The organism is Bradyrhizobium sp. SOJA106, from assembly GCF_059448745.1.
The window spans coordinates 1,514,608-1,534,587 of the sequence record NZ_CM182549.1; the positions used below are offsets into that span (position 1 = coordinate 1,514,608).

The 19,980-nt window shown below is 60.5% G+C and carries 14 protein-coding genes and 1 pseudogene; 12 read left to right on the forward strand and 3 right to left on the reverse strand.

All coding sequences use genetic code 11. The annotated features are described in order from the left end of the window. Nucleotides 1-36: 36 nt before the first annotated feature. Nucleotides 37-984, reverse strand: a pseudogene (locus AC5V87_RS07010) (IS5 family transposase); the annotation flags it as partial. 104 nt (nt 985-1,088) lie between these two features. Between AC5V87_RS07010 and AC5V87_RS07015 the strand changes: the two are divergent. The 10 genes from AC5V87_RS07015 to AC5V87_RS07060 all read left to right on the forward strand — a co-directional run bounded on the left by AC5V87_RS07015 (nt 1,089) and on the right by AC5V87_RS07060 (nt 12,922). Beyond that, on the forward strand, nt 1,089-2,339 hold the full coding sequence (locus AC5V87_RS07015; RefSeq protein WP_495370405.1) for a Tm-1-like ATP-binding domain-containing protein: 1,251 nt from the start codon (nt 1,089-1,091) through the stop codon (nt 2,337-2,339). Beyond that, nucleotides 2,332-3,195: a phosphoenolpyruvate hydrolase family protein gene (locus tag AC5V87_RS07020; RefSeq protein WP_495371843.1), complete on the forward strand. Its 864-nt coding sequence runs from the start codon at nt 2,332-2,334 to the stop codon at nt 3,193-3,195. The genes AC5V87_RS07015 and AC5V87_RS07020 overlap by 8 nt, the downstream gene beginning before the upstream one ends. Beyond that, nucleotides 3,188-4,960, forward strand: coding sequence for an FAD-dependent oxidoreductase (locus tag AC5V87_RS07025; protein WP_495370406.1), 1,773 nt, complete (start codon nt 3,188-3,190; stop codon nt 4,958-4,960). The genes AC5V87_RS07020 and AC5V87_RS07025 overlap by 8 nt, the downstream gene beginning before the upstream one ends. Before the next feature lie 692 nt (nt 4,961-5,652). Continuing rightward, complete coding sequence (locus AC5V87_RS07030; RefSeq protein ID WP_495370407.1) at nt 5,653-6,516, forward strand: branched-chain amino acid ABC transporter permease; 864 nt, start codon at nt 5,653-5,655, stop codon at nt 6,514-6,516. Continuing rightward, nucleotides 6,513-7,733 carry a substrate-binding protein gene (locus AC5V87_RS07035; RefSeq protein ID WP_495370408.1) on the forward strand — a complete coding sequence of 407 codons (1,221 nt, stop codon included), beginning with the start codon at nt 6,513-6,515 and terminating at the stop codon, nt 7,731-7,733. The genes AC5V87_RS07030 and AC5V87_RS07035 overlap by 4 nt, the downstream gene beginning before the upstream one ends. A gap of 65 nt (nt 7,734-7,798) precedes the next feature. Continuing rightward, nucleotides 7,799-8,809 carry a branched-chain amino acid ABC transporter permease gene (locus AC5V87_RS07040; protein ID WP_495371844.1) on the forward strand — a complete coding sequence of 337 codons (1,011 nt, stop codon included), beginning with the start codon at nt 7,799-7,801 and terminating at the stop codon, nt 8,807-8,809. Continuing rightward, the gene (locus AC5V87_RS07045) at nt 8,796-9,530 is read left to right on the forward strand and encodes an ABC transporter ATP-binding protein (RefSeq protein WP_495370409.1); all 735 of its coding nucleotides are present in this window, start codon (nt 8,796-8,798) and stop codon (nt 9,528-9,530) included. The genes AC5V87_RS07040 and AC5V87_RS07045 overlap by 14 nt, the downstream gene beginning before the upstream one ends. Beyond that, entirely contained in the window at nt 9,523-10,218 is a 696-nt protein-coding gene (locus tag AC5V87_RS07050) for an ABC transporter ATP-binding protein (protein ID WP_495370410.1), read from the forward strand. Before AC5V87_RS07045 ends, AC5V87_RS07050 begins: the two co-directional genes overlap by 8 nt. Nucleotides 10,219-10,294: 76 nt before the next feature. Then, the gene (locus AC5V87_RS07055; protein ID WP_495370411.1) at nt 10,295-11,551 is read left to right on the forward strand and encodes an amidohydrolase family protein; all 1,257 of its coding nucleotides are present in this window, start codon (nt 10,295-10,297) and stop codon (nt 11,549-11,551) included. Between the two features lie 153 nt (nt 11,552-11,704). Next, nucleotides 11,705-12,922, forward strand: a complete 1,218-nt coding sequence (locus AC5V87_RS07060) for a substrate-binding protein (RefSeq protein ID WP_495371845.1) — start codon at nt 11,705-11,707, stop codon at nt 12,920-12,922. Nucleotides 12,923-12,979: 57 nt separating this feature from the next. Here the strand turns inward: AC5V87_RS07060 and AC5V87_RS07065 are convergent, their stop codons facing one another. Then, on the reverse strand, nt 12,980-13,762 hold the full coding sequence (locus tag AC5V87_RS07065; protein ID WP_495370412.1) for an enoyl-CoA hydratase-related protein: 783 nt from the start codon (nt 13,760-13,762) through the stop codon (nt 12,980-12,982). Nucleotides 13,763-14,473: 711 nt separating this feature from the next. Here AC5V87_RS07065 and AC5V87_RS07070 point away from each other — a divergent pair. Together AC5V87_RS07070 and AC5V87_RS07075 are read left to right on the forward strand one after the other, a co-directional pair. Then, on the forward strand, nt 14,474-15,799 hold the full coding sequence (locus AC5V87_RS07070; protein ID WP_495370413.1) for an MFS transporter: 1,326 nt from the start codon (nt 14,474-14,476) through the stop codon (nt 15,797-15,799). Between the two features lie 186 nt (nt 15,800-15,985). After that, the gene (locus AC5V87_RS07075; protein ID WP_495370414.1) at nt 15,986-18,622 is read left to right on the forward strand and encodes a CehA/McbA family metallohydrolase; all 2,637 of its coding nucleotides are present in this window, start codon (nt 15,986-15,988) and stop codon (nt 18,620-18,622) included. Between the two features lie 164 nt (nt 18,623-18,786). Here AC5V87_RS07075 and AC5V87_RS07080 read toward each other — a convergent pair whose 3' ends face one another. Next, nucleotides 18,787-19,878 (reverse strand): LacI family DNA-binding transcriptional regulator, encoded by a 1,092-nt coding sequence (locus AC5V87_RS07080; protein WP_495370415.1) that lies wholly within the window; start codon nt 19,876-19,878, stop codon nt 18,787-18,789. Nucleotides 19,879-19,980 lie beyond the last annotated feature (102 nt).

Below are 19,980 nucleotides of genomic sequence, written 5' to 3' on the forward strand. Positions count from 1 at the left end.
TGCTTCTGGCTGTTCGAAACGCCTCATAGTCGTCCGTTAAGAATCTGGTTTGAGCGCGGGTATGAGAGGGAGCAGCTGCATCAAAGCGTTCAGTATCAGGTGCAGCAGAAGCTTCAGCCAGGCGAGGACGAGGCGAAGATTGTGGCCGACGGCGGTCAGGACGACATTGGCCGCATCGCCGTCGCGGCCCTTGAGATGGCAGCGGCCGAGGTGTCCGTCGGTCTTCATATGACCGATCACGGGCTCGATGGCGGAGCGGCGTCTGAGTTCGCATTTGATCACCCCGAAGACGCCACGCTTTTGGCCAGAGATGAAGACGCAGCGCGGGTTTTCTGTTTCGTGACCGCGATAGCCCTTGTCGACATAGGCGCGCTCGATTCCGCAGCCAGTGAGCGCCTCGGTGCTGTTGATGACCTCGCCGAGCGTGTGCCCGTCATAGGGGTTACCCGGCAGCGCCTTGGCGTGCAGCACGAACTGGCCGCCCGGGGCGCGGGCATTGGTGGTGACGATCGAAGCCTTGACGCCGATCTCATAAGGCGCTGAGGCCTTGCCCTTACCGATGCATTCGACCTCGGGTGCGTGGAAGGAGTAAAGCTTGTATCCGCGCTGCCGCTGCTCCTGGGAGCGGATCTGGCCTGCGCGCGAAAGCGGTTGCTCGAACGCAGCTTCGAGTTCTGGCTGGCCGGCGATCTTGCGGCGGATGTCTCGGATCAGGCGGCCGAGCCGCGACCGCAGCAGGCGCAATTGCCGACGATGGCACTTGAACTGTTTGGCATGGGCATAACGACCCGCCATCATCGCCGCCTGCTTGGCGATGCGCCGATAGGATTGCCGCAGCTCAAGGCCATGCGCGCCGGCCAGCCGGTTGACCCCCCTGATCGCCGCATGGACCAGCTTGGCATCGGTCGGGAAGGTGATGGCCTTGGGCTGCACGGTAGTGTCCACCGTCACCCGCTTGAGATCGCGCGTCCGCAACGCGCCGGTTGGCACCTACCCAATTTTACCCAGTCGCGCTCGTATCCGGCCTTATGAGCCATTTTACTTCGATCTAGACCTCCAAATGTCCAGAAACGTCTAGGAGGAAGATCGTGTCTCACCATTGCGCGGGCGACCAGAGGTCGGTCCGGGATGGTCACGCCTCCGATCTTGCGGGCAAGGTCGCGATTATCGCAACCTTGGACACAAAGGGCCGCGAAAGCACTTATCTCGCGCGCGTCATCGAACAGTGGGGCCGCAAGACTCTTACGATCGATGTAGGCACATCAAACAGAAGGTGCAGAAGCGAGGCGGATAGCAGCGATGCACGGGTGGCTGCACCCGCCGAGCTCTTACGGGAAATAGCTGCAAGCGCGCGTGAAGAAGTCAAGGAGCTCCTGCGATCAGGTGCGATCGACGCAGTCGTCGGAGTGGCGGGCGGCAAAGGCAGCGCAGTCTTCGGTGAAGTTGTATCGGATTTGCCATATGGATTCCCAAAGCTGCTGGTGAGCAGCGCGAGGCCAGCCCTCCTGGCCGAACTCGCCCTCCACAATGACATCATCCTCTATCCGACCCTGGTCGATCTCTTCGGAATCAACGCGTTCACCGAGCGCGTTCTCGACAACGCAGGGCGGGCCATTGCGGCGATGCGCTATGTGCCTGCTCGAGAGCGGCGGAAGACAAAGACTGTAGCGATCACGGCCTTTGGCGTGACGACCCCGGCGGCAAATCGCTGTGTAGCGCGGCTAGCAGAGGCAGGCGTCGACGCGATTGTCTTTCCGGCCAATGGCGCCGGGGGCCGCAAGATGGAGCAGCTCGTGTCCGCCGGTGAGTTCGATGCGGTGATCGATTTGACCACAACCGAGCTCGCTGACGAGCTCGTCGGCGGCACCGCCAGTGCAGGTCCCGATCGGCTCAAAGCAGCTTCTCGCCGGTTGATACCTCAGCTTATCGCGCCGGGAGCTGTCGACATGGTGAATTTTGGCCCTCCCTCGAGCGTGCCTGCCGAGTTCAAGGGGCGCCAATTCTATTCGCATACTCCCTTCACGACGCTCATGCGCACGACCGTCTCGGAGAACGAGCGCATAGGCAGGCTCACAGCAGAGCGTCTTTCGCAAGCAAAGGCGCCTGCCCTCGTGTTGTGGCCGGCCAAGGGGGTGTCTGACTATGACCGAGACGGTGGAATCTTTCGAAACCCTGAAGCCGATAGAGCCTGGTTCGACGCTGTCAGGCAAAACCTACCGCCCTCGATTATCGCCCGCGAGCTGGATTGTCACATCAACGATCCGGAATTTGCAGACGCGGCCGCATCGTGGATCGTCGAACGATTGACACCAGGAGGGTCCTCGCGTGCGGATGTTTGATCGGGCCGAAATACTCGCAAAGATCACGGTTCAAGTTGCGGCGGGAAAGGCAGTGCTTGCCGCGGCGAGCAGTTGCGGGCTCGTCGCAAAATGCGCAGCTCTCGGCGGGGCTGATATGCTCGTGGTCTACAGTACTGGGTTATCGCGGTTGATGGGGCTGCCGACGAGCCGGATCGGCGATTCCAATGCGCGGACGCTTGAGCTAGCGGCGGAGATCCGCAATGTCGTCTCCTCCGTTCCTGTTATAGGCGGTGTCGAGGCCTGGGATCCCCTCCGGCTCGACCTCGATGACCTTCTGGACAAGTTCTGGGCTGCCGGCTTCTCCGGCGTGATCAACTACCCGACCATTTCAACAATGGGTGAGAAATGGCGTGAGCGTCGAGACCGCGTCGGGCTCGGCTTTGAGCGTGAAGTTGAGATGATCGCGGCGGCCCGCAAGAAGAACATCTTCTCGCTCGCCTATGTCGCAAGCCCGCACGACGCCAAAGCGATGGTAACGGCGGGAGCCGACTGCATCGTCCCACATGTCGGCGCAACCCGCGGCGGGCTTGTGGGGCATGAGGAGGGACAGTCGATTGAAGAGGCCATCAGGCGCATCAACGACATCAATGCTGCAGCTCAGGCCGTCCGCCCGGACGTCACCCTCCTCTGCCACGGCGGCGCAATCGCTGAGCCCCACGATACCTCGGAAGTCTACCGATCGACCGGATGTGTCGGCTTCGTTGGCGCCTCCTCCATCGAACGGATCCCGATCGAGCGGGCGGTGAAGGCTGCAGCCGAAGAATTCAAAGCCGTTCCGCTCCCGCGAGAGCGTCAGCATTCACTGCAGACTCCACACCGAGGCGCGAATGAATAGCCCGATCACCGAATTGAACAATGCAGCTTCCTTCTCCAAAGCGAGCAAGCCAACGCACGATTCGCAGACGGACATGCTCGTGATCGGCAGCGGCGCCGCCGGACTGTCCGCAGCGCTCTATGCGGCAAAGGCCGGACTTCGCGTCACGGTCTGCGAGAAGTCTAACCGGCTTGGCGGCACGACCGCGCTCTCGAACGGCATGATCTGGGTTCCATGCTCAATGCAGGCCCGAGCCGCGAAAATCGATGATTCGATTACGAAAGCGAAGACCTATCTGCAACACGAACTTGGCAACTACTATCGCCCGGAGTTCGTGAACGCCTATCTTGAAGACGGCCCAACGGCGCTCGCCAGCTTGGAGAATGGGAGTGAAGTCAAGTTCACACTGGCCTCCGCTCCGGATTATCATTCGAGCCAAATCGGCGGGGTCGACAAGGGCCGGGCGCTGAGCCCAGTACCTTACGACGGACGGCTCCTTGGCAAGGATTTCGACCTGATAGGTGATCCGATTCGCGTCGTGCTCGGCGGTATGATGATTTCGTCCGGCGAGGTCAGAAGCTTCCTCAACCCCTTCCAGTCAGTTGCTTCGTTCAAACACGTCCTCGGCCGGGTCAGCCGCTACGCAGGCGACCGGCTGCGCTACAGGAGGGGGACTGAACTCAGTGGCGGCAATGCGCTGATCGCGCGGTTATTGGTAAGCCTTCGTAGATATGGCGTTGAAATCTGGCCACGTTGCCCGGCGATCGAACTCACGAGGGAAGGCGGGAGAGTTACTGGCGCAATCGTCAAGCGAGATGGCGCCGATCTCCGGGTCCGCGCCTCGCACGGAGTGATCCTGGCAACCGGCGGCTTTGCGCGCAACGGAAAATTGCGAGCTCAGCTCAGCGGAGCCCACCAGCACAATGATACGCTCGCCCACAGCGATGTCACTGGCGATGGCATTGCGCTCGCAGGCAAGCTCGGAGCTGCGATCGATAATGACGTGGCATCGAGCGGCTTCTGGACGCCCGTCTCGATCCTCAGGAACGGCCGCTCCTTGCAAGTGGTCCCGTACGGCTGGCTTGATCGTGGCCGTCCAGGCGTCATCGCGGTGGGGCCAAATGCCAAGCGCTTCGTCAATGAATCCAATTCGTATCATGATATCTGCCTTGCCATGTTCAACAACGGTTATCCGGCGGACAAGCGGTTCTATTTCATCTGCGACAAGGAATTCGTCCGCCTCAGGGGCATGGGATACCTGCTCCCCTGGCCATGGACATTGAGCATCAAGAAGTATGCGCGGTTGGGCTACATTGAGATTGGCCGGACTATTGCGGAGCTTGCGGCGGAATTGGGCCTCGACCCGACAGAGCTCGAGAAGACCGTTGAAGAACACAATGCCCACGCAGCTGAAGGACGCGATCCGCTCTTCAACCGCGGTGAATCGGCTTTCAACCGTACGCTGGGAGATCCGGCGGTCGGAAAGAAAAACCCGAACCTTGGGGCTATCAAAACCGGCCCATTCATTGCACTCCCAATTGTCCCGGCAACCCTTGGAACGGCTACCGGCCTCTCAACCGATGCCGAGGGACAGGTCCTGAATGGAAATGGCGCGCCGATCGCAGGTCTTTATGCCTGCGGCAATGACATGACCTCGCCGATGCGTGGAATCTACCCAGGGGCAGGCATTACGATCGGCCCGGCGATTGTGTTCGCCTACCGCGCAGTCGACAGCATCGTGCGGTCGGCGCGACAGGAGCAGCTCGCGGCGGCATCGGGAGCGTAAGCCGAATGTTCTCTCCTGTTCCCCTGCGACGACGGACCGGGGGTAAAGTCAAGGGTGTGGATGGTCCAACCAGCACCGCTTTGAACATCTTATGAACAGCCCTGCCGGGTTTCATGCAACTATGATCTCATGATTTGGAGGGGCACGATGCGCCGCTCACGCAACGCCAAGATCGTCGCAACCGTCGGCCCGCATCAAAGCTCACCGGGAGGCAGTTGCGAGCCTCCGGTGATGCTGAACTGGTCGGTGAAGGAGTTCGCCGACCGAAGCGGGTTGTCATGCGCCGTCATCAGGCGGCTAGAAGAGTATAATGACACGCCTCCGGCGTCCGACGAGTTGCTTCAAACCTTGTAAAACACGTGTGCAAGGGAATTGAATCTACATTTCCGCTGATTGGCAAGGCAGGTGTTCGGCCGCGGGTGCAATGTCGGTTGCCCAGCGAACATTACTCAACATTACTCACATCTCCCCTACGTTTCTCTAGGAAATCTCGCGCTGGGTGTCGTGAATGAAGTGTCGACAGGCGAGCCGCCCAAGTAGCTCACGTTCGCCTGCAACTCCCATTGCCGGGATGACCTTCTAGGAGCGCTCTCGTGGCAGAAGCCCTTCGCATTCCAACGAGTAGCCCACGCCGTCAAGCGGTCGGCGTGAAGAGGATGTGCTCGCAATCGCCGGGAATGTGACGCAGCAGCATGGACACGCTACCTATCGCCATCTTCGAAATCTTGAGCTTCGGCGCGATCGTTGTGCTGGTCGTGCTCGGCCTCGGGATCATTGCCAGCATGATGGGTATCTTCAACTTCGCCCAGGGCGAGTTCGTCCTGCTCGGCGCCTACGTCACTTATCTCGTGCACAGCGTCGGTTTGCCGGTCCAGCTCGGGATGCTTGCCGCGCCCGTCGTCGTCGGCGCGCTTGGTTTCATCCTGGAAAAGCTCGTGGTGCGACGTTTCTACGCCGCTCCAATCGTCGCCATGCTCGGCACCTATGCGCTCGGGCTGACCATTCGCGAAGTCGTGCGCGGTCTGATCGGCGGACTCTATCTCTCGGTGCCTGAGCCAATCGGTGGCTCCATCACGATCGGAAGTCTACATTTCGCCACCTGGCGCGGCGTCATCGTCATCATCACTTTGCTGGTGATGGCCGCGAGCCATGCATTGCTCGCCTACACCTCGTTCGGCCTGCGAGTCCGCGCCTCTCTGGAGAACCCGTCGCTGGCGCGTGCCTCGGGCATCTCCACGGGCATGATCTACAGCCTCACCTTTGCGTTTGGTGCGGCGCTCGCGGGCCTCGCGGGCGCGCTGATCGTGCCAGTCTTTTCACTGTTCGCCGATCTCGGCATCCGCTTTCTTATCCAGGGTTTTGTTGCCGTGATGGTCGGCGGCGTCGGGTCCTTTGCGGGCCCGGTCGCTGGCGCCAGCGTCATCGGCACGTTCAGTGCCTCGCTGCCTTGGCTGATGTCACCGGTCATCGCCGACGTTCTGGTGTTCGTGCTCGCCATCATTTTTATCAAGTTCCGGCCGGAAGGCCTAGTTTCGGGAAGAGGGGTCAACCGATGATCAACGCCAGCCGTCAACCAAGCCGCCGCCGCTTTCTTGGTAGTTTTGCCCTCGCTTCGGCAGCAATCGCGGCGGGCCCGGGTAGCTGGCTGATCCGCCCGGACTGGGCAAATGCTGCAGAAGGCCCGATCAGGCTCGGCATTGCTACCGATCTTACGGGGTCGCTCGGCTTCGCCGGCAACACCGACGCCAATGTCGCTCGCATGCTGGTCAAGGAAATCAACGATTCCGGCGGCCTGTTGGGACGCCCCATCGAACTCCTGATTGAGGATACTGCCTCAGACGAATCCGTCGCCGTGGGAAATGTGCGCAAGCTGATTCAGCGAGACAGGGTCGACTTGGTGCTCGGCGGTATCTCGAGCTCGATGCGCAATGCGATCAAGGACGTCATTATCTCTCGCGGCAAGACGCTCTATATCTATCCGGAAGGTTACGAAGGTAAAGAGTGCACCCCCTATCTTTTCTGCACGGGGCCGGTACCGGCTCAGAACTGCGATCAGTTCATTCCCTGGTTGATCAAAAATGGTGGCAAGCGCTTTGCGCTGCCTGGCTCGAATTATGTTTGGCCGCAAACCATCAATGCCTATGCGCGCAAGGTGATCGAGAGCAGCGGTGGCGAAGTCGTCTTTGAAGAATACTACCCGCTCGATCAGATCGACTTTTCCTCTACGGTTAACCGCATCATATCCAACAAAGTAGACGTGGTTTTCAACGCCATTGTCCCGCCCGGCGTTAGCCCGTTCTTCAAACAGCTCTACCAAGCCGGCTTCTCCAAAAACGGTGGGCGTCTAGGCTGCGTCTATTACGACGAAAACTTCCTGGAAATGAACGAGGCTCACGAGATTGAAGGACTTGCGAGCAGCCTCGACTACTACAAGGTGCTCGCGGCGGAGGATCCAGCGAGCGCCAGGATTCAATCGGCTTACGACAAACAATTCCCTGCCAAGTTCCGGTTCTCGGCAGGCAGCGCCGCGACCGGCACCTATCGTGGACTGAGGCTGTGGGAGGCTGCAGTGAAGGAGGCCGGTACAATTGACCGCGACGCGGTAGCCGCCGCCCTCGACCACGCGAAGATTGCGGAAGGGCCGGGCGGGCCTGCCGAGATGGCGCCCGGCAAACGCCACTGCAGGATGAACATGTACATTGGAGTGGCGAAGGGCGGCCAGTACGAGATTGTCGCGCGTAGCGCCGGCCTGGTCGATCCGAAGGAGTGCTGATGTCATCGACCGGCACTGGCATACAGCCCCCGCCACGGGTCATTGAAGCTGCTCATTCGCCCGTCCTGGCATCTGCCTTCGCACGGCGAAAGAAGGTGCTTCCGATTCTCGAACTGGCATTGCTGATTGCCGCTTCCATCGCACCTCTCGTGCTGCGGGATTACATCACTGTCTATGCGACACGGGTGCTCATTTTGTGCCTCTTCGCGTTGTCGTTCGACTTGGTGTGGGGCTATGCGGGTATCTTGAGCTTGGGTCAGTCGTTGTTCTTCGGCATGGCCGGGTACGGTGTGGCGCTGCTTTCACGCGATTTCGGGGTTGGATCGATTTTTGCCGTTCTTCCGGCCGGAACGCTGATAGGCTTTGTGGCGGCATTGTTGCTGGCAGGCTTTCTGCTGCTCGGCCGTCATCCCTCCAGTGTGGTCTTCGTTTCGCTTGGTACTATGACGGGAGCGTACGCAGCTGATCGGCTGGCGAGAGGTTCACAATATCTTGGCGGTCAGAACGGTATCCCTTCGATCCAACCGATGACCATCGGTTCGCACGAAGTGAGCGAGGGACCAGGTTTTTACTACCTGGTGCTCGCCATTCTAGTTCTGATCTACCTTCTGTCGCGCTTTCTGTTGCGCTCCCAGTTCGGCCTAGCGCTGGCGGGATTGCGAGAGAACGAACAGCGGATCGCCTTCTTCGGGTACAAAGTGCAACATTTGAAGGCGATCATATTCGCAATCAGCGGCGCGATCGCTGGGACTGCCGGTAGCCTCTATGCCTTTCACGAGGGGTTTGTCTGGACCAACATGCTGGGCGTGGTCATGTCGACTCAGGTCGTGCTCTACGTGTTGTTCGGCGGCTCTGGGACATTCATCGGTGCGGTCATCGGCACCGCGATTGTCGAGGGCCTCAGCTTCTGGCTCTCCGATAATTATCGCGATATCTGGCCGATCATTCTCGGCGTTCTGCTGTTGCTCGTCATTCTGTTCCGCCCCCTCGGCTTGATCAGCCTCGTGCTGGGCGAGCGAGAACGTGTCGGTCATTTCGGCCCGAGCCTCAAGGAGAAGCGCAATGCCGCTCCTTGAAGCTGCCGGCATCTCCAAGGTCTTTGGCAAGCTCACCGCGCTGGATGGAGCGGCGCTCACGGTCGGCGAGAGAGAGTTTCATGGTCTGATCGGGCCGAACGGCTCGGGCAAGAGCACGCTGATGAAGTGTCTTGCAGGTGCGCTCGTGCCGACGCGAGGCAAGGTGACGTTCAACAATACTGACGTCACCTCGTTTACGCCGCCAGAGCGTGCGCGAGCCGGCATGAGCCTGAAATTCCAGATCACCGCCGTGCTACCGACCCTCACGCTTTACGACAACATCCTGCTCGCGCTGCAGGCACGGTCCCCACTGCTGGATCTGGCGTTCTCGCGCACCCGAGGACGACTGCACGAGGAGGTCATGACGATGCTGCTCCAGTTCCGGCTCGCCGACCGCGCCTTTGATGCTGCGGCGACCCTATCTCACGGGCAGCAGCAATGGTTGGAGATCGCGATGGCGCTCGCATGCCGACCGCGCCTGCTGCTGTTGGACGAGCCCACCGGCGGCATGAGCCTGGAAGAGCGCCGCGTCACCGGCGAATTGCTGCAGCCGATCAAACAGCACTGCTCGCTCGTCATCGTGGAGCACGACCTGGATTTCATTCGGGACATCTGCGACCGGCTGACCGTGCTCGATCAGGGCAAGGTGCTGGCGTCAGGAACGGTTGCCGAGATCCAGGCCAACAGAAACGTCCAGGAGATTTATCTGCGCCGTGCCTGAATTCCTCAATATCAAGCATCTCGATGCCGGCTATGGACGCAGTCAGGTCCTGTTCGGCGTCAATATGGCCGTCCCACCGCGCGGCGGTGTGGCCGTCCTCGGCCGCAACGGCGCCGGAAAGAGCACGCTCATGAAGGCCATCGTTGGCGAACTGCCGGCATGGAAGGGCGCCGTGCAGTTCAACGGCCAAGACATAGATAGCCGCCGCACCGAAGAGCGGGTCCGGGCCGGCATTGGATACGTGCCGCAAGAGCATTCAGTGTTCGCGCGCCTCTCCGTGCGCGACAATCTCGCCGTTGGATCGCTTTTGAACCGCGATGGATCGGCACTGGACCGGGTGATGAGGATGTTTCCAAAACTCGGCCAGCGCCTGGATCAACCGGCCGGCACTCTGTCCGGCGGCGAGCGCAAGATGCTCGCAATCGCCCGCGCGATGCTCGGAGCCCCTAAACTCCTCCTGTTGGATGAGCCGACCGAGGGGGTCTGGATCGGCGTCATCGAGGAGATCACCGAGCGCTTGATGGAGCTAGCCAGAGAGATCGCCATCATCATCGTCGAGCAACATCTCGATCTCGCAATGCGTGTGGCGGAGCAGGCCTATGTGCTCGATCGCGGCCGTGTCGCCCTTGCGGGTCCGTCGCAGCAGCTGCGCGACGATCCGCGGCTCTTGACGTATTTGGCGCCGTAGAGGCGTCCCCCGGCTGCCATCACAGCCTAAAGATGGCGCCTTGAAGTTCCTTGCGATGGCTGAACAGAGAGGGTCCATGTCTAAAACCATGAGCGACTTTGTGAATGCGTGGCAGGTCGTCGATGTCCATGAACATCACATGCCTGAGGTCGCCCATAGCCGGGACGTCAATCTGTTGAAACTGTTTCAACAGAGCTATGCGGCTTGGACAAGCCACGTCCTGCCATCCGAGCCCAAGGCGACGGGCGATATGTTATCGACCGCTACCGAGCCGACCACCTGGGAAGCCCTTGCTCCGTTCCTGGAGAAGAGCGGGTCGAACGCGTTCGTTCGCAACCTCGCCGGCGGTGTTGCCGAGCTTTACGGCGTCGCCGAGACCGGAATCACGCGCGACAACTGGGAGGCGGTAGATGCTTCAGTGCGCTCGCGCCACAAGGAGGCGACATGGCCAAGTGAGGTGATCGGGCGGGCCGCCATCGGAAGGATCGTAACGGACCCTTTTCTCGATCCGTTGATGGATCCGCGGCCGGTCCTAGGGCAAAGTTACGATGCGGTCCTGCGGATTAACGCATTCGCGCTCGGCTGGCACCCCGAATCTCGCGATCATAATGGAAATTGCGGGCATACGTTGCTGCGGCGCCTCGGCCTCGAGGTGAAAACCTTCGATGATTATTGCGACGCAATCCGCGAGCTCGTTGCCGGCTGCTCACGGCGCAATCACATCGCGCTCAAGAACGCACTCGCCTATGACCGGGATATTAGCTTTGACGAACCCAACGAGGAATTGGCTCGGCAGGCCTGGGGACAAAGGTCTCCATCCCCAGCGGCGCGCAAGGCGTTCTGCGACTTTGTCGTCGACTTGTTTTGCCAAATCGCAGGCGAGGCCGACCTGCCAGTCCAAACTCATCTTGGAACGGCAATCATAAGCGGCTCCCACCCCCTACGCATGACTGCCTTGATTGAGCGTCATCCTCGGACCCGCTTTCTGCTGATGCATTTGGCCTATCCGTGGAGCCGGGATTTATTGGGAATGGCCTTTGTGTATCGAAATGTCTGGCTTGATTTGTGCTGGTCCTTTCTGTTGAGCCCGTCCCATTTCAAGCTCGCCCTTCATGAGGCTATTGAAGTCCTGCCGGATGAATCGCGAATGATGATCGGAGGAGATTGTCTTCACGTTGAGGAGACGTTTGCCGCGATAAAGGGCGCGCGCCAGCTTATCGGCGAGGTTCTGAATGAAAAAGTCGCGAACGGTTACTTTCGGTCGAGAGATGCAGAGCGCTTGGCGATCAGGATCCTTGGCGAGAACGCGAAGGAGTTTTTCAGACTGTCCTGAACCGTGCCCTTCGTTACGCGATTTTACCCAAACGCGAGCGGAAGAGGCTGCTTGAAACCTAAAATGACGGATAGCTTTCAGGCTGCCGGGCCCCTGGAAAGAGCAGGGCAGGTGGATTTTAGGCTGTGAGCCAAGGGGGAGGTCAGTTCGATGTTGAATGATCGCCGACAACTCAGCCGCCGCCGCTTTCTCTGCAATTTCGCCTTTGCGTCGGCGGCCATTGCGGCCGGCCCGGGCAGCTGGGTGATCCGTCCTGACTGGGCCAACGCCGCCGAAGGCCCGATCAGGATAGGTATTGCCACCGACCTTACGGGGGCACTCGGCTTTGCCGGGAATACCGACGCCAATGTCGCTCGCATGGTGGTCAACGAGATCAACGAGACTGGTGGTCTACTGGGGCGCCCCATCGAGCTCCTGATCGAGGACACCGCGTCCAACGAGTCTGTCGCTGTTGGCAATGTCCGCAAGCTGATTCAGCGAGACAAGGTCGACCTGGTGCTCGGTGGCATTGCGAGCTCGATGCGCAACGCCATCAAGGACACCATCATCTTTCGTGGCAAGACGCTCTACATCTATCCGCAGGCCTACGAAGGCAAGGAGTGCACGTCCTATCTGTTCTGCACCGGCCCGGTTCCGGCGCAGAATTGCGACCGGTTCATCCCCTGGCTGATCAAGAACGGGGGCAGACGCTTCGCGCTGCCTGGCTCCAACTACGTCTGGCCGCAAACAATTAACGCCTATGCGCGCAAGGTGATCGAGAGCAGCGGCGGGGAAGTGGTGTTCGAGGAGTACTACCCCCTCGACCAGATCGATTTTTCATCGACCGTGAGCCGCATCACGTCCAACAAAGTAGACGTGGTCTTCAACAGCGTCATTCCCCCGGGTGTCGGCTCCTTTTTCAAACAGCTTTATGAAGCAGGTTTTTCCAGGAATGGGGGACAGCTGGGCTGCGTCTACTATGACGAGAACACGCTCGAAATGAATCAGGCTCACGAGATCGAGGGCCTCGCCAGCAGCCTCGACTATTACAAGGCGCTGGCGGTCGAAGATCCGGCGAGCGCCAAAATCCAGTCAGCCTACGAAAAGCGGTTTCCTGGCAAGTTCCGGTTCTCAGCAGGCAGCGCCGCGACCGGCACTTATCGAGGATTGAAGCTGTGGGAAGCCGCAGTCAAGGAAGCCGGTACGCTTGACCACGAGGCGGTCGCCGCCGCGCTCGACCACGCAAAGCTTGCGGAAGGGCCTGGCGGGCCGGCGGAGATGGTGCCGGGCAAGCGCCACTGCAGGATGAACATGTACGTTGGTGTGGCAAGGGCCGGCCAATACGAAATCGTCGCCCGTAGCGCCGGCCTGGTCGACCCGAAGGAGTGTTGAAACCCCAAGTTACGCGGTCCAGCTTCGCTGGCGCCGCATGCGAGCAGATCGCGGTAGCTAGTTTCCGCGATAGTTCGGCGGCCTCTTCTCAAAGAAGGCGTTCATGCCTTCCTGCTGGTCAGCTGTGCTGAACGCAAACCGGATCGCCTGGCGTTCAAACTCGAGCCCAGCGTCCAGCGTGGTCTGAAACGCGGCGAGAACTGCAGCTTTGGCAAGTTCAGCCGAACGGGGAGGCTTTTGCGCAATCAGCTCGGCGAGTTCGACCGCACGAATCTGCGCCCTGCCGCTTTCGACAACTTCCGCCACAAGGCCGGCCTGCATCGCGATCTGCGCCGTGATGGATTGGCCGCTCAGGATCATCAGCATGGCCAGCGATTTGCCAGCCACGCGTGTCAGCCTTTGCGTCGCGCCGTCGCCCGGCAATATCCCGATGTTAATCTCAGGCTGTCCAAATACAGCCCCTGCGCCTGCTATCACGATGTCCGCGAGCAGTGCCAATTCGTGGCCGCCGCCGAAGCAAATGCCCTCGACTGCGGCAATGAGAGGCTTGGGGAAATTGGCGACATCCCGCCAGGCAGAACGTCGCGCGGAATTGTCGATTGCCTCAAAGCCGCGCTCTCGCATCTCCTTGATGTCGGCGCCGGCAGAGAAGAATGCATCGCTGCCACAAATCACGACACAGCGGACATCTTCGTCAATTGCGGCATCGCGCAAGGTCGCGCCTAGATCCACAATCAGTTCGTTGCTCAAGGCGTTGCGTTTCGATGTCCTGTTCAGCGTCAAAAGGCGCACGTGGGGCGCGACAGATGTCGACAGGATAAGATCGGACGTCTTGGTCATGGAGCGGTTCTCCTGAAGGAATATAAGAACCAGCGCATAAACTGAAATCGATTTCTTGGCAACGACGCTTCCAGAAAGCTGTTTTGGGGCTGAATCAGCCCCGCGCCGCTGGCGCCACTCGCTCAAGGCGGGGCTGACGGCGCCCGTGAGGCGCGCCTTAGCCTTGAAAAGCGGGCTTGACTCCGCAGTTTCTTATTCTTATTGATTGTGAAATCGATTTCAAAGATCGGCTTCGAAATGGCCGATAAATGCGGGAAACCGGAAGCGTGCGCCCGGCGAGAGTGGGGTGCATCTGAAGGATTTCATTGACGCTGCGGCGGTCTTTGACGCCGCGCTGTCCAACAAGAACATCAGCTTCTTCAGAAGCGCGCTTAGAGCAACAGGAGGAGGGTTAGCCATGGGAATGGCACGGAATGTCGCGCGCGCTTTATGCGAGCCGCCGCGCAAGTCGGAGGCAACGATGGACGCGTCCTGCGCCGTTGGGGGCGTGCAATGGCCGCTCCTGAGGCGAGGCCCGCAAATACGTGGAGCGAGGCGGGCTTTCCACCGGCATCCTGGGCACCTTTTGCGCCTGCACTTGCGCGGTCCGGCCTGCTCAAGGCCGCTGCTCTCGTAGACCCCGCCGCTGCGGGCGCAGTTGAGCCGACGAGCGGCTGCTCGTTCTCGCGCGATCCGCAAAATTAATGACGCATCAATAGAGCCCGAGGACCCATGAACATCATTGCTCAGCCCAGCGCCGTACCCATCCAGCTTGACAAGCAAACTGCCAACAAGCGGATGACCGCTGGCCTTGGAGGAGGGGTGGCGCTGGAGTGGTACGACTGGAATGTCTACGGCGTAATGGCAGCGTTTCTCTCGCCGCACTTCTTCCCTTCCGATGATCCCACCACCTCGCTGCTAGCGGGACTGGCCGTGTACGGGGCGGGTTTTTGCGCTCGGCCGCTGGGCGCGGCTTTGCTGGGGCCGGTCGCAGATCGCATCAGCCACAAGCGCGTGATGTTGATCTCGGTTACGGCCATGGCGGTTTGCTCGCTTTTGATATCCTTGCTGCCCACCTACAAGGACCTCGGCGTCACGGCGGCCATAGCGCTGCTGATCATGCGGCTCATTCAGGGGCTTGCCACTGGCGCTGAGGCTGGTGTCGCCAACGCCATTGCAATTGAATTGGCGCCACCTGGAAAGGAGGGACACTACCTCGGTCTGATTGGTGGCACATTCATCCAGTTGGGAAACCTTGGATCGAGCCTGGTTGCCTTCCTGGTGAGCGCCTCGGTCGCACCTGAAGCCATGCGCGAGTGGGCCTGGCGCATACCCTTTGCGGTCGGTGGCCTGCTGGGCCTTTTGATCATCTATCTGCGCACGACGGTGCCGGAAACCTTGATCAATCGAGCCATGCATCGGCAAGACGAGTCTTCGCGCATTCAGGAAACGACTGGCGGTGTGTGGAAAACGCTATGGAGCGTCCGTCTTTCGCTGCTCGCCGTCATCCTGGTGATCGGCTCGGTGCAGATCGCCAACTATGCGTGGAACACCGGTCTGCCCAACATGGCCAACACGGTCTTCAAGGAGAACAGCACGTATGTGTACGGGATCATGACGCTGATGGTCCTGATCTGGATGTCAACGGCGCCTCTTGTCGGCGCTTTCGCCGATAACGTGCGACCCTCGCGCGCGTTCACGCTGCTGCGCCTGTTGCTCATCCCATGCTTCTTCCTGACGCTGCTCTATTCGGAAAAAGGCATCGTCACGTTCTTCTTCGTCACGGTGTTCGGCGGCGCGATCGTGGGCTTCAACATGGCCCTCTATAACTTCATCGCCACCACGCTGATGCCGCGCGCCGTGCGGACCACCGGAGTGGCTCTCGGCTATGCGCTCGGCGTCTCTCTGTTTGGCGGGACGTCACCCTATCTGCTGGTTTGGTTGCAACGCGAGCACATCGCCTGGATGTTTCCCGTCTACGGATCGTTGATCGCGCTCTTAAGCGTGCTGGTCTACCAAACCGCCAAGAAGCGCGGCCGCCTCTACATCGGTGAATGAACACTCTGCCACTGCGCTTCGCCGCGACAGACGCAAAGTGTTCGCATCAGGTGCAAAACATAAGGGTTGGCGCGTATCCCTTCATGCTGGGCATGGGATTGGCGCAAGCCTCCTTGCGCGAGCAGTCATTCACAAGACAAAGACTGCTTGCGCGGCACCAGAGTTCCTGAAGCCGGAGTTCGAAGCATGAAAACACCTTCATCGCCGCACTTCACGCCTGTGGACTTGAAGCGATATTTCAACGCCAGGCGCGCAAATACCGGTGAGGGTTTCGCCAGCCGCCCGGGTGACACCGGCTGGATCGATTCGCTTCGCGGGCTCCAGACCCATCGCGGCATGCCCTTTCTCTTCGGCAGCGAAACAGGGCCGGATGTGCTGGAGCTGCGCCCCGGGGCCCCTCCTGCCGTAATTGCGTTGCCGCGGGCAATGGCGAGCTATGTGATTTTCGTGCAAGTGGCGGCAGACCGCCCCAGCGCAAGCCCCGATGGTTTCGGAGAGATCGGCCCGGCTACGCTACCTGTAGAAGGCAATCCACTCGGCGAGCGGGTGGCGACATACGGGCTCCGCTATGCCGACGGCAGCGAGACCGACTTGCCGGTGCTGCGCCGCTTCGCGATCCAGCAGAACCACATCTCCTGGAGTGCGAGTGCGTTCGCCGCCCTGCCGCTACGCGGCCCCATCGTGCATGCAAGCACGGGCGAGGACTTTATACTCGGCAGAGCGCCGGGGGCGAGCTTCTTCCAGGGCGAGGCCCGCACCCAATCGGGACGCATGGATCGACAAGGTGAGAACCTGTGGCTTTACGCGCTCCCGAACCCCTATCCGGACAAGGAGCTTTCGGCGCTAAGCTTGCGCGCGGAACAGGAAATCTCGCTTGTCTTTGCGGTGACCACGACAACGCTCACCCAGCACCCGCTGCGCCTCCAGGGCCGTCGCAAGCTGAAGGTGAGGCTGCCGCCCGGGGTTCATCTCAATAAGCTTGGCGAGCTCGATGTCGACGATCGAGGCGAGCAGATCGGCATGGACCTCGGCACGGTCATTTCGGCCCGCGCAGTGCTCGAGTACTCCAGAGCGGATTGGCTGGGCGGCAAAGTTGATGTGCAACCCGTGCGCTCCGCCAACGAAGTCATCGTTGAGTACTCCGCGCATCCCGACGCAAGACTCTATCTGCGCTCCGACGATGGCCGCTTGCACATGTTCGATCTTCGATCGCTGGAAGATTGCGGTAACGCAGGCGGCGTCTCGATGACCGTGGCAAGAGTCGAACCGGCCACAAGGCCGGTCAAGATCCGCATCGTTGAGAAGGGCAGCGGGGTGCGTGTTGCCGCGCGGCTGCATCTCCATGGTGAGCACGGGGAGTATCTGCCACCCAAGGGACATCACCGCAAGGTCAATACCGGCAGGTTCGAGGACTTCTCGGGCGAATTTGCCAATGGGCTGAACCAGTACGTCTACGTAGACGGCAGCTGCGACGCTGACCTGCCGCTCGGGCCCGTGTTCGTAGAGATCAGCAGGGGTTTCGAGGTGCGCCCGCTGCGCACCATCGTTGAAATCACCGCAACGACGGACAATCTCACCTTTGAGCTCGACCGTGTGCTGCGCTGGCGCGAACAGGGATGGGTCAGCTCTGATACGCACGTCCATTTCTTGAGCCCGCAGACAGCGCTGCTTGAGGGCAAGGCGGAGGGTGTCAACGTCGTCAACCTGCTCGCCGCACAGTGGGGCGAGCTATTCACCAACGTCGCCGATTTCGACGGACGCACGACGATCGGGGCAAAGGATTTCGGCGGGGACGGAGAATTCCTGGTTCGGGTCGGCACGGAGAACCGGATGCAGGTTCTGGGGCACATATCGCTACTCGGCTACGAAGGTGAGATGATCAATCCGCTCTCTTGCGGCGGGTCCAACGAAGCTGCGATCGGTCATGTTCTGGAAGCGACCATGGCCGACTGGGCGGAGCGCTGCCGTCGGCAAGGGGGGCTGGTCGTGATGCCGCATGCGCCGAACCCGCAGGCGGAGCGGGCGGCCGATATTGTGCTCGGCCTTGTTGACGCCGTCGAAATGATGTCGTTCAACCCACGGACCGCGCAGATCAGCGCATTTGGTCTTGCCGACTGGTATCGTTATCTCAACATCGGGTACCATCTACCGCTGGTCGCGGGCTCCGACAAGATGGACGCGGCCGCACTCCTCGGGGGCTCGCGGACCTATGTGCGGCTTGGCGAACACGACTTCACGTATCGCAACTGGATGGATGCCGTACGTAGGGGGGACACGTTCATCACTGTCGGGCCTCTGGTTGAGATGACCGTTGAAGGACGGCGCCCTGGAGGAACGGTGGCGCTTCCCCATTCAGGCGGCACCCTCACGATCGACTGGCGGATCGAATCGGTCAGCGTTCCGCCAGCGCGGGTGGAGCTGATCCAGAACGGCCGCGTCGTCGAGGAGATTCGATGTGGCGGCTTGTCGTGCAAGGGACAGCTTTCGCTGCCGATCAGCGAGTCATGCTGGATCGCGCTGCGCGTTCGGGGCAGTGTCGCCGGACGCGAGGCCGACATTGCGGCGCACACCAGTGCGGTATATGTCAAAGTAGGCGAGATGCCCATCTTTGCCACCGCGGATGCAGTCTCGGTCCTTGCACAAATCGAGGGATCGATCGCCTATATGGACACGCTGGCTCCCAAGTCCGACGAAGCGCGACACTCGCGGCTGCGAGCTGCCCTGGAACTTGCGCACCATCGCCTGCATCATAGACTGCACGAACTGGGCGCCAGCCACCACCATGCGCCCGTTCACTCCGTTCACGTTGAACGCGAGCATTGAGGAGCCTCTTGTGCCATTGACGATCGCGCAGGCGGCGCGTCGCATGCTCAGCCACCTCTACTTACGGCCGAATAATGTTATGGGGCGAGCAGCTTCCGTCACCGGGTCTTGGGACGCGAAGGCCAGGCTACGGTTCTGAATAGTTTTCAGGAACCGTGGCCCGATCAATGATCTCGACTGCGCCCGCGCCGGGCGGCACGGACGCTGGACCGCGGCGGTGCGCTCGATGAGCGCACGACCAGCCGATAAGGCAACACGACACTTCTCGGGACAGGACTTCCAGCGATGGCATTGATGAGATAATCGGCGGCTCCCCGGCCGATTTCTGCTGCCGGAACACTGACCGTTGTGAGCGGCGGGTCCATTTGCGCCGCCAGCTCCACATCGTCAAATCCTGTGATGGAAAGCGTTGCAGGTACGGCCAGACCCATCTTACGAGCCTCTGCCATTGCACCGATGGCAAGCGTGTCGGTGGTGCAGATGACTGCTGTCGTGTCCGGGTGATCGGTGAGGAGTTGACGAAGGGCACTACGGCCTTGGACAAGCGAATAATCGGCCTTGACGATCTGGGTTGGCTTGAGCGGGAGGCCGGCGTCCGAGAGCGCGCGCTGAATTCCCTCAAGCCTGGCGCGGGATCTGTCGTTTGATGCAGCAACAACGTTGGCAATTGCGCCGAAACGGACGTGTCCAAGCCTTAGCAGATACTCCGTCATCTCGCGGGTGGCGCTTTCGTTGTCGATTCCGATCGCGGGGATGCCGCCGCCGGCCTTGGCAACATAGGTGGTGATGACGGGTACGCTTGCCTGTTCGATCAGGCTCCTCAGCTCCCGTCCGTGAGAAGCTCCGACCAGCACGATTCCATCGATGCCACGTTCAATGAGACTTTGCAGTTCCTGAAGTTCACGCCGCTGGTCATATTGCGAATTCGCAATGAACAGGGTGTAGCCGCTTTCGCTGAGGCGGTTCTGGAGCGCTTCGACCCCTTCTGCAAAGATACCGAGCGCCAGCGTCGGAACGATGACGCCGACGGTCCGCATGCGTCCCGATTTTAATGCTCTGGCTGCGCTATCGCGCGTGTAGGCGAGGTCATTGATATGCCGCATGACCCTATCGCGAAGCTCCGGCCGTACGATATCGGGATGATTGAGCACCCGCGATACCGTCGCCGGCGACACATTCGCCTTCCGGGCAACGTCCTCGATCTTCACGCGCGGCTGCTGGCGGCCTTTTGGCGCGATTACAGGTTTCTTGTCCATTTGCGTTGGTCAACCAGGAGAAGGAGAGGGTCACCCCGTCAAAAGGGTTAAACCATCACGAGCGCCACCTTCTCAAGCCCTGTATGCGGGCCATTGGCGCTA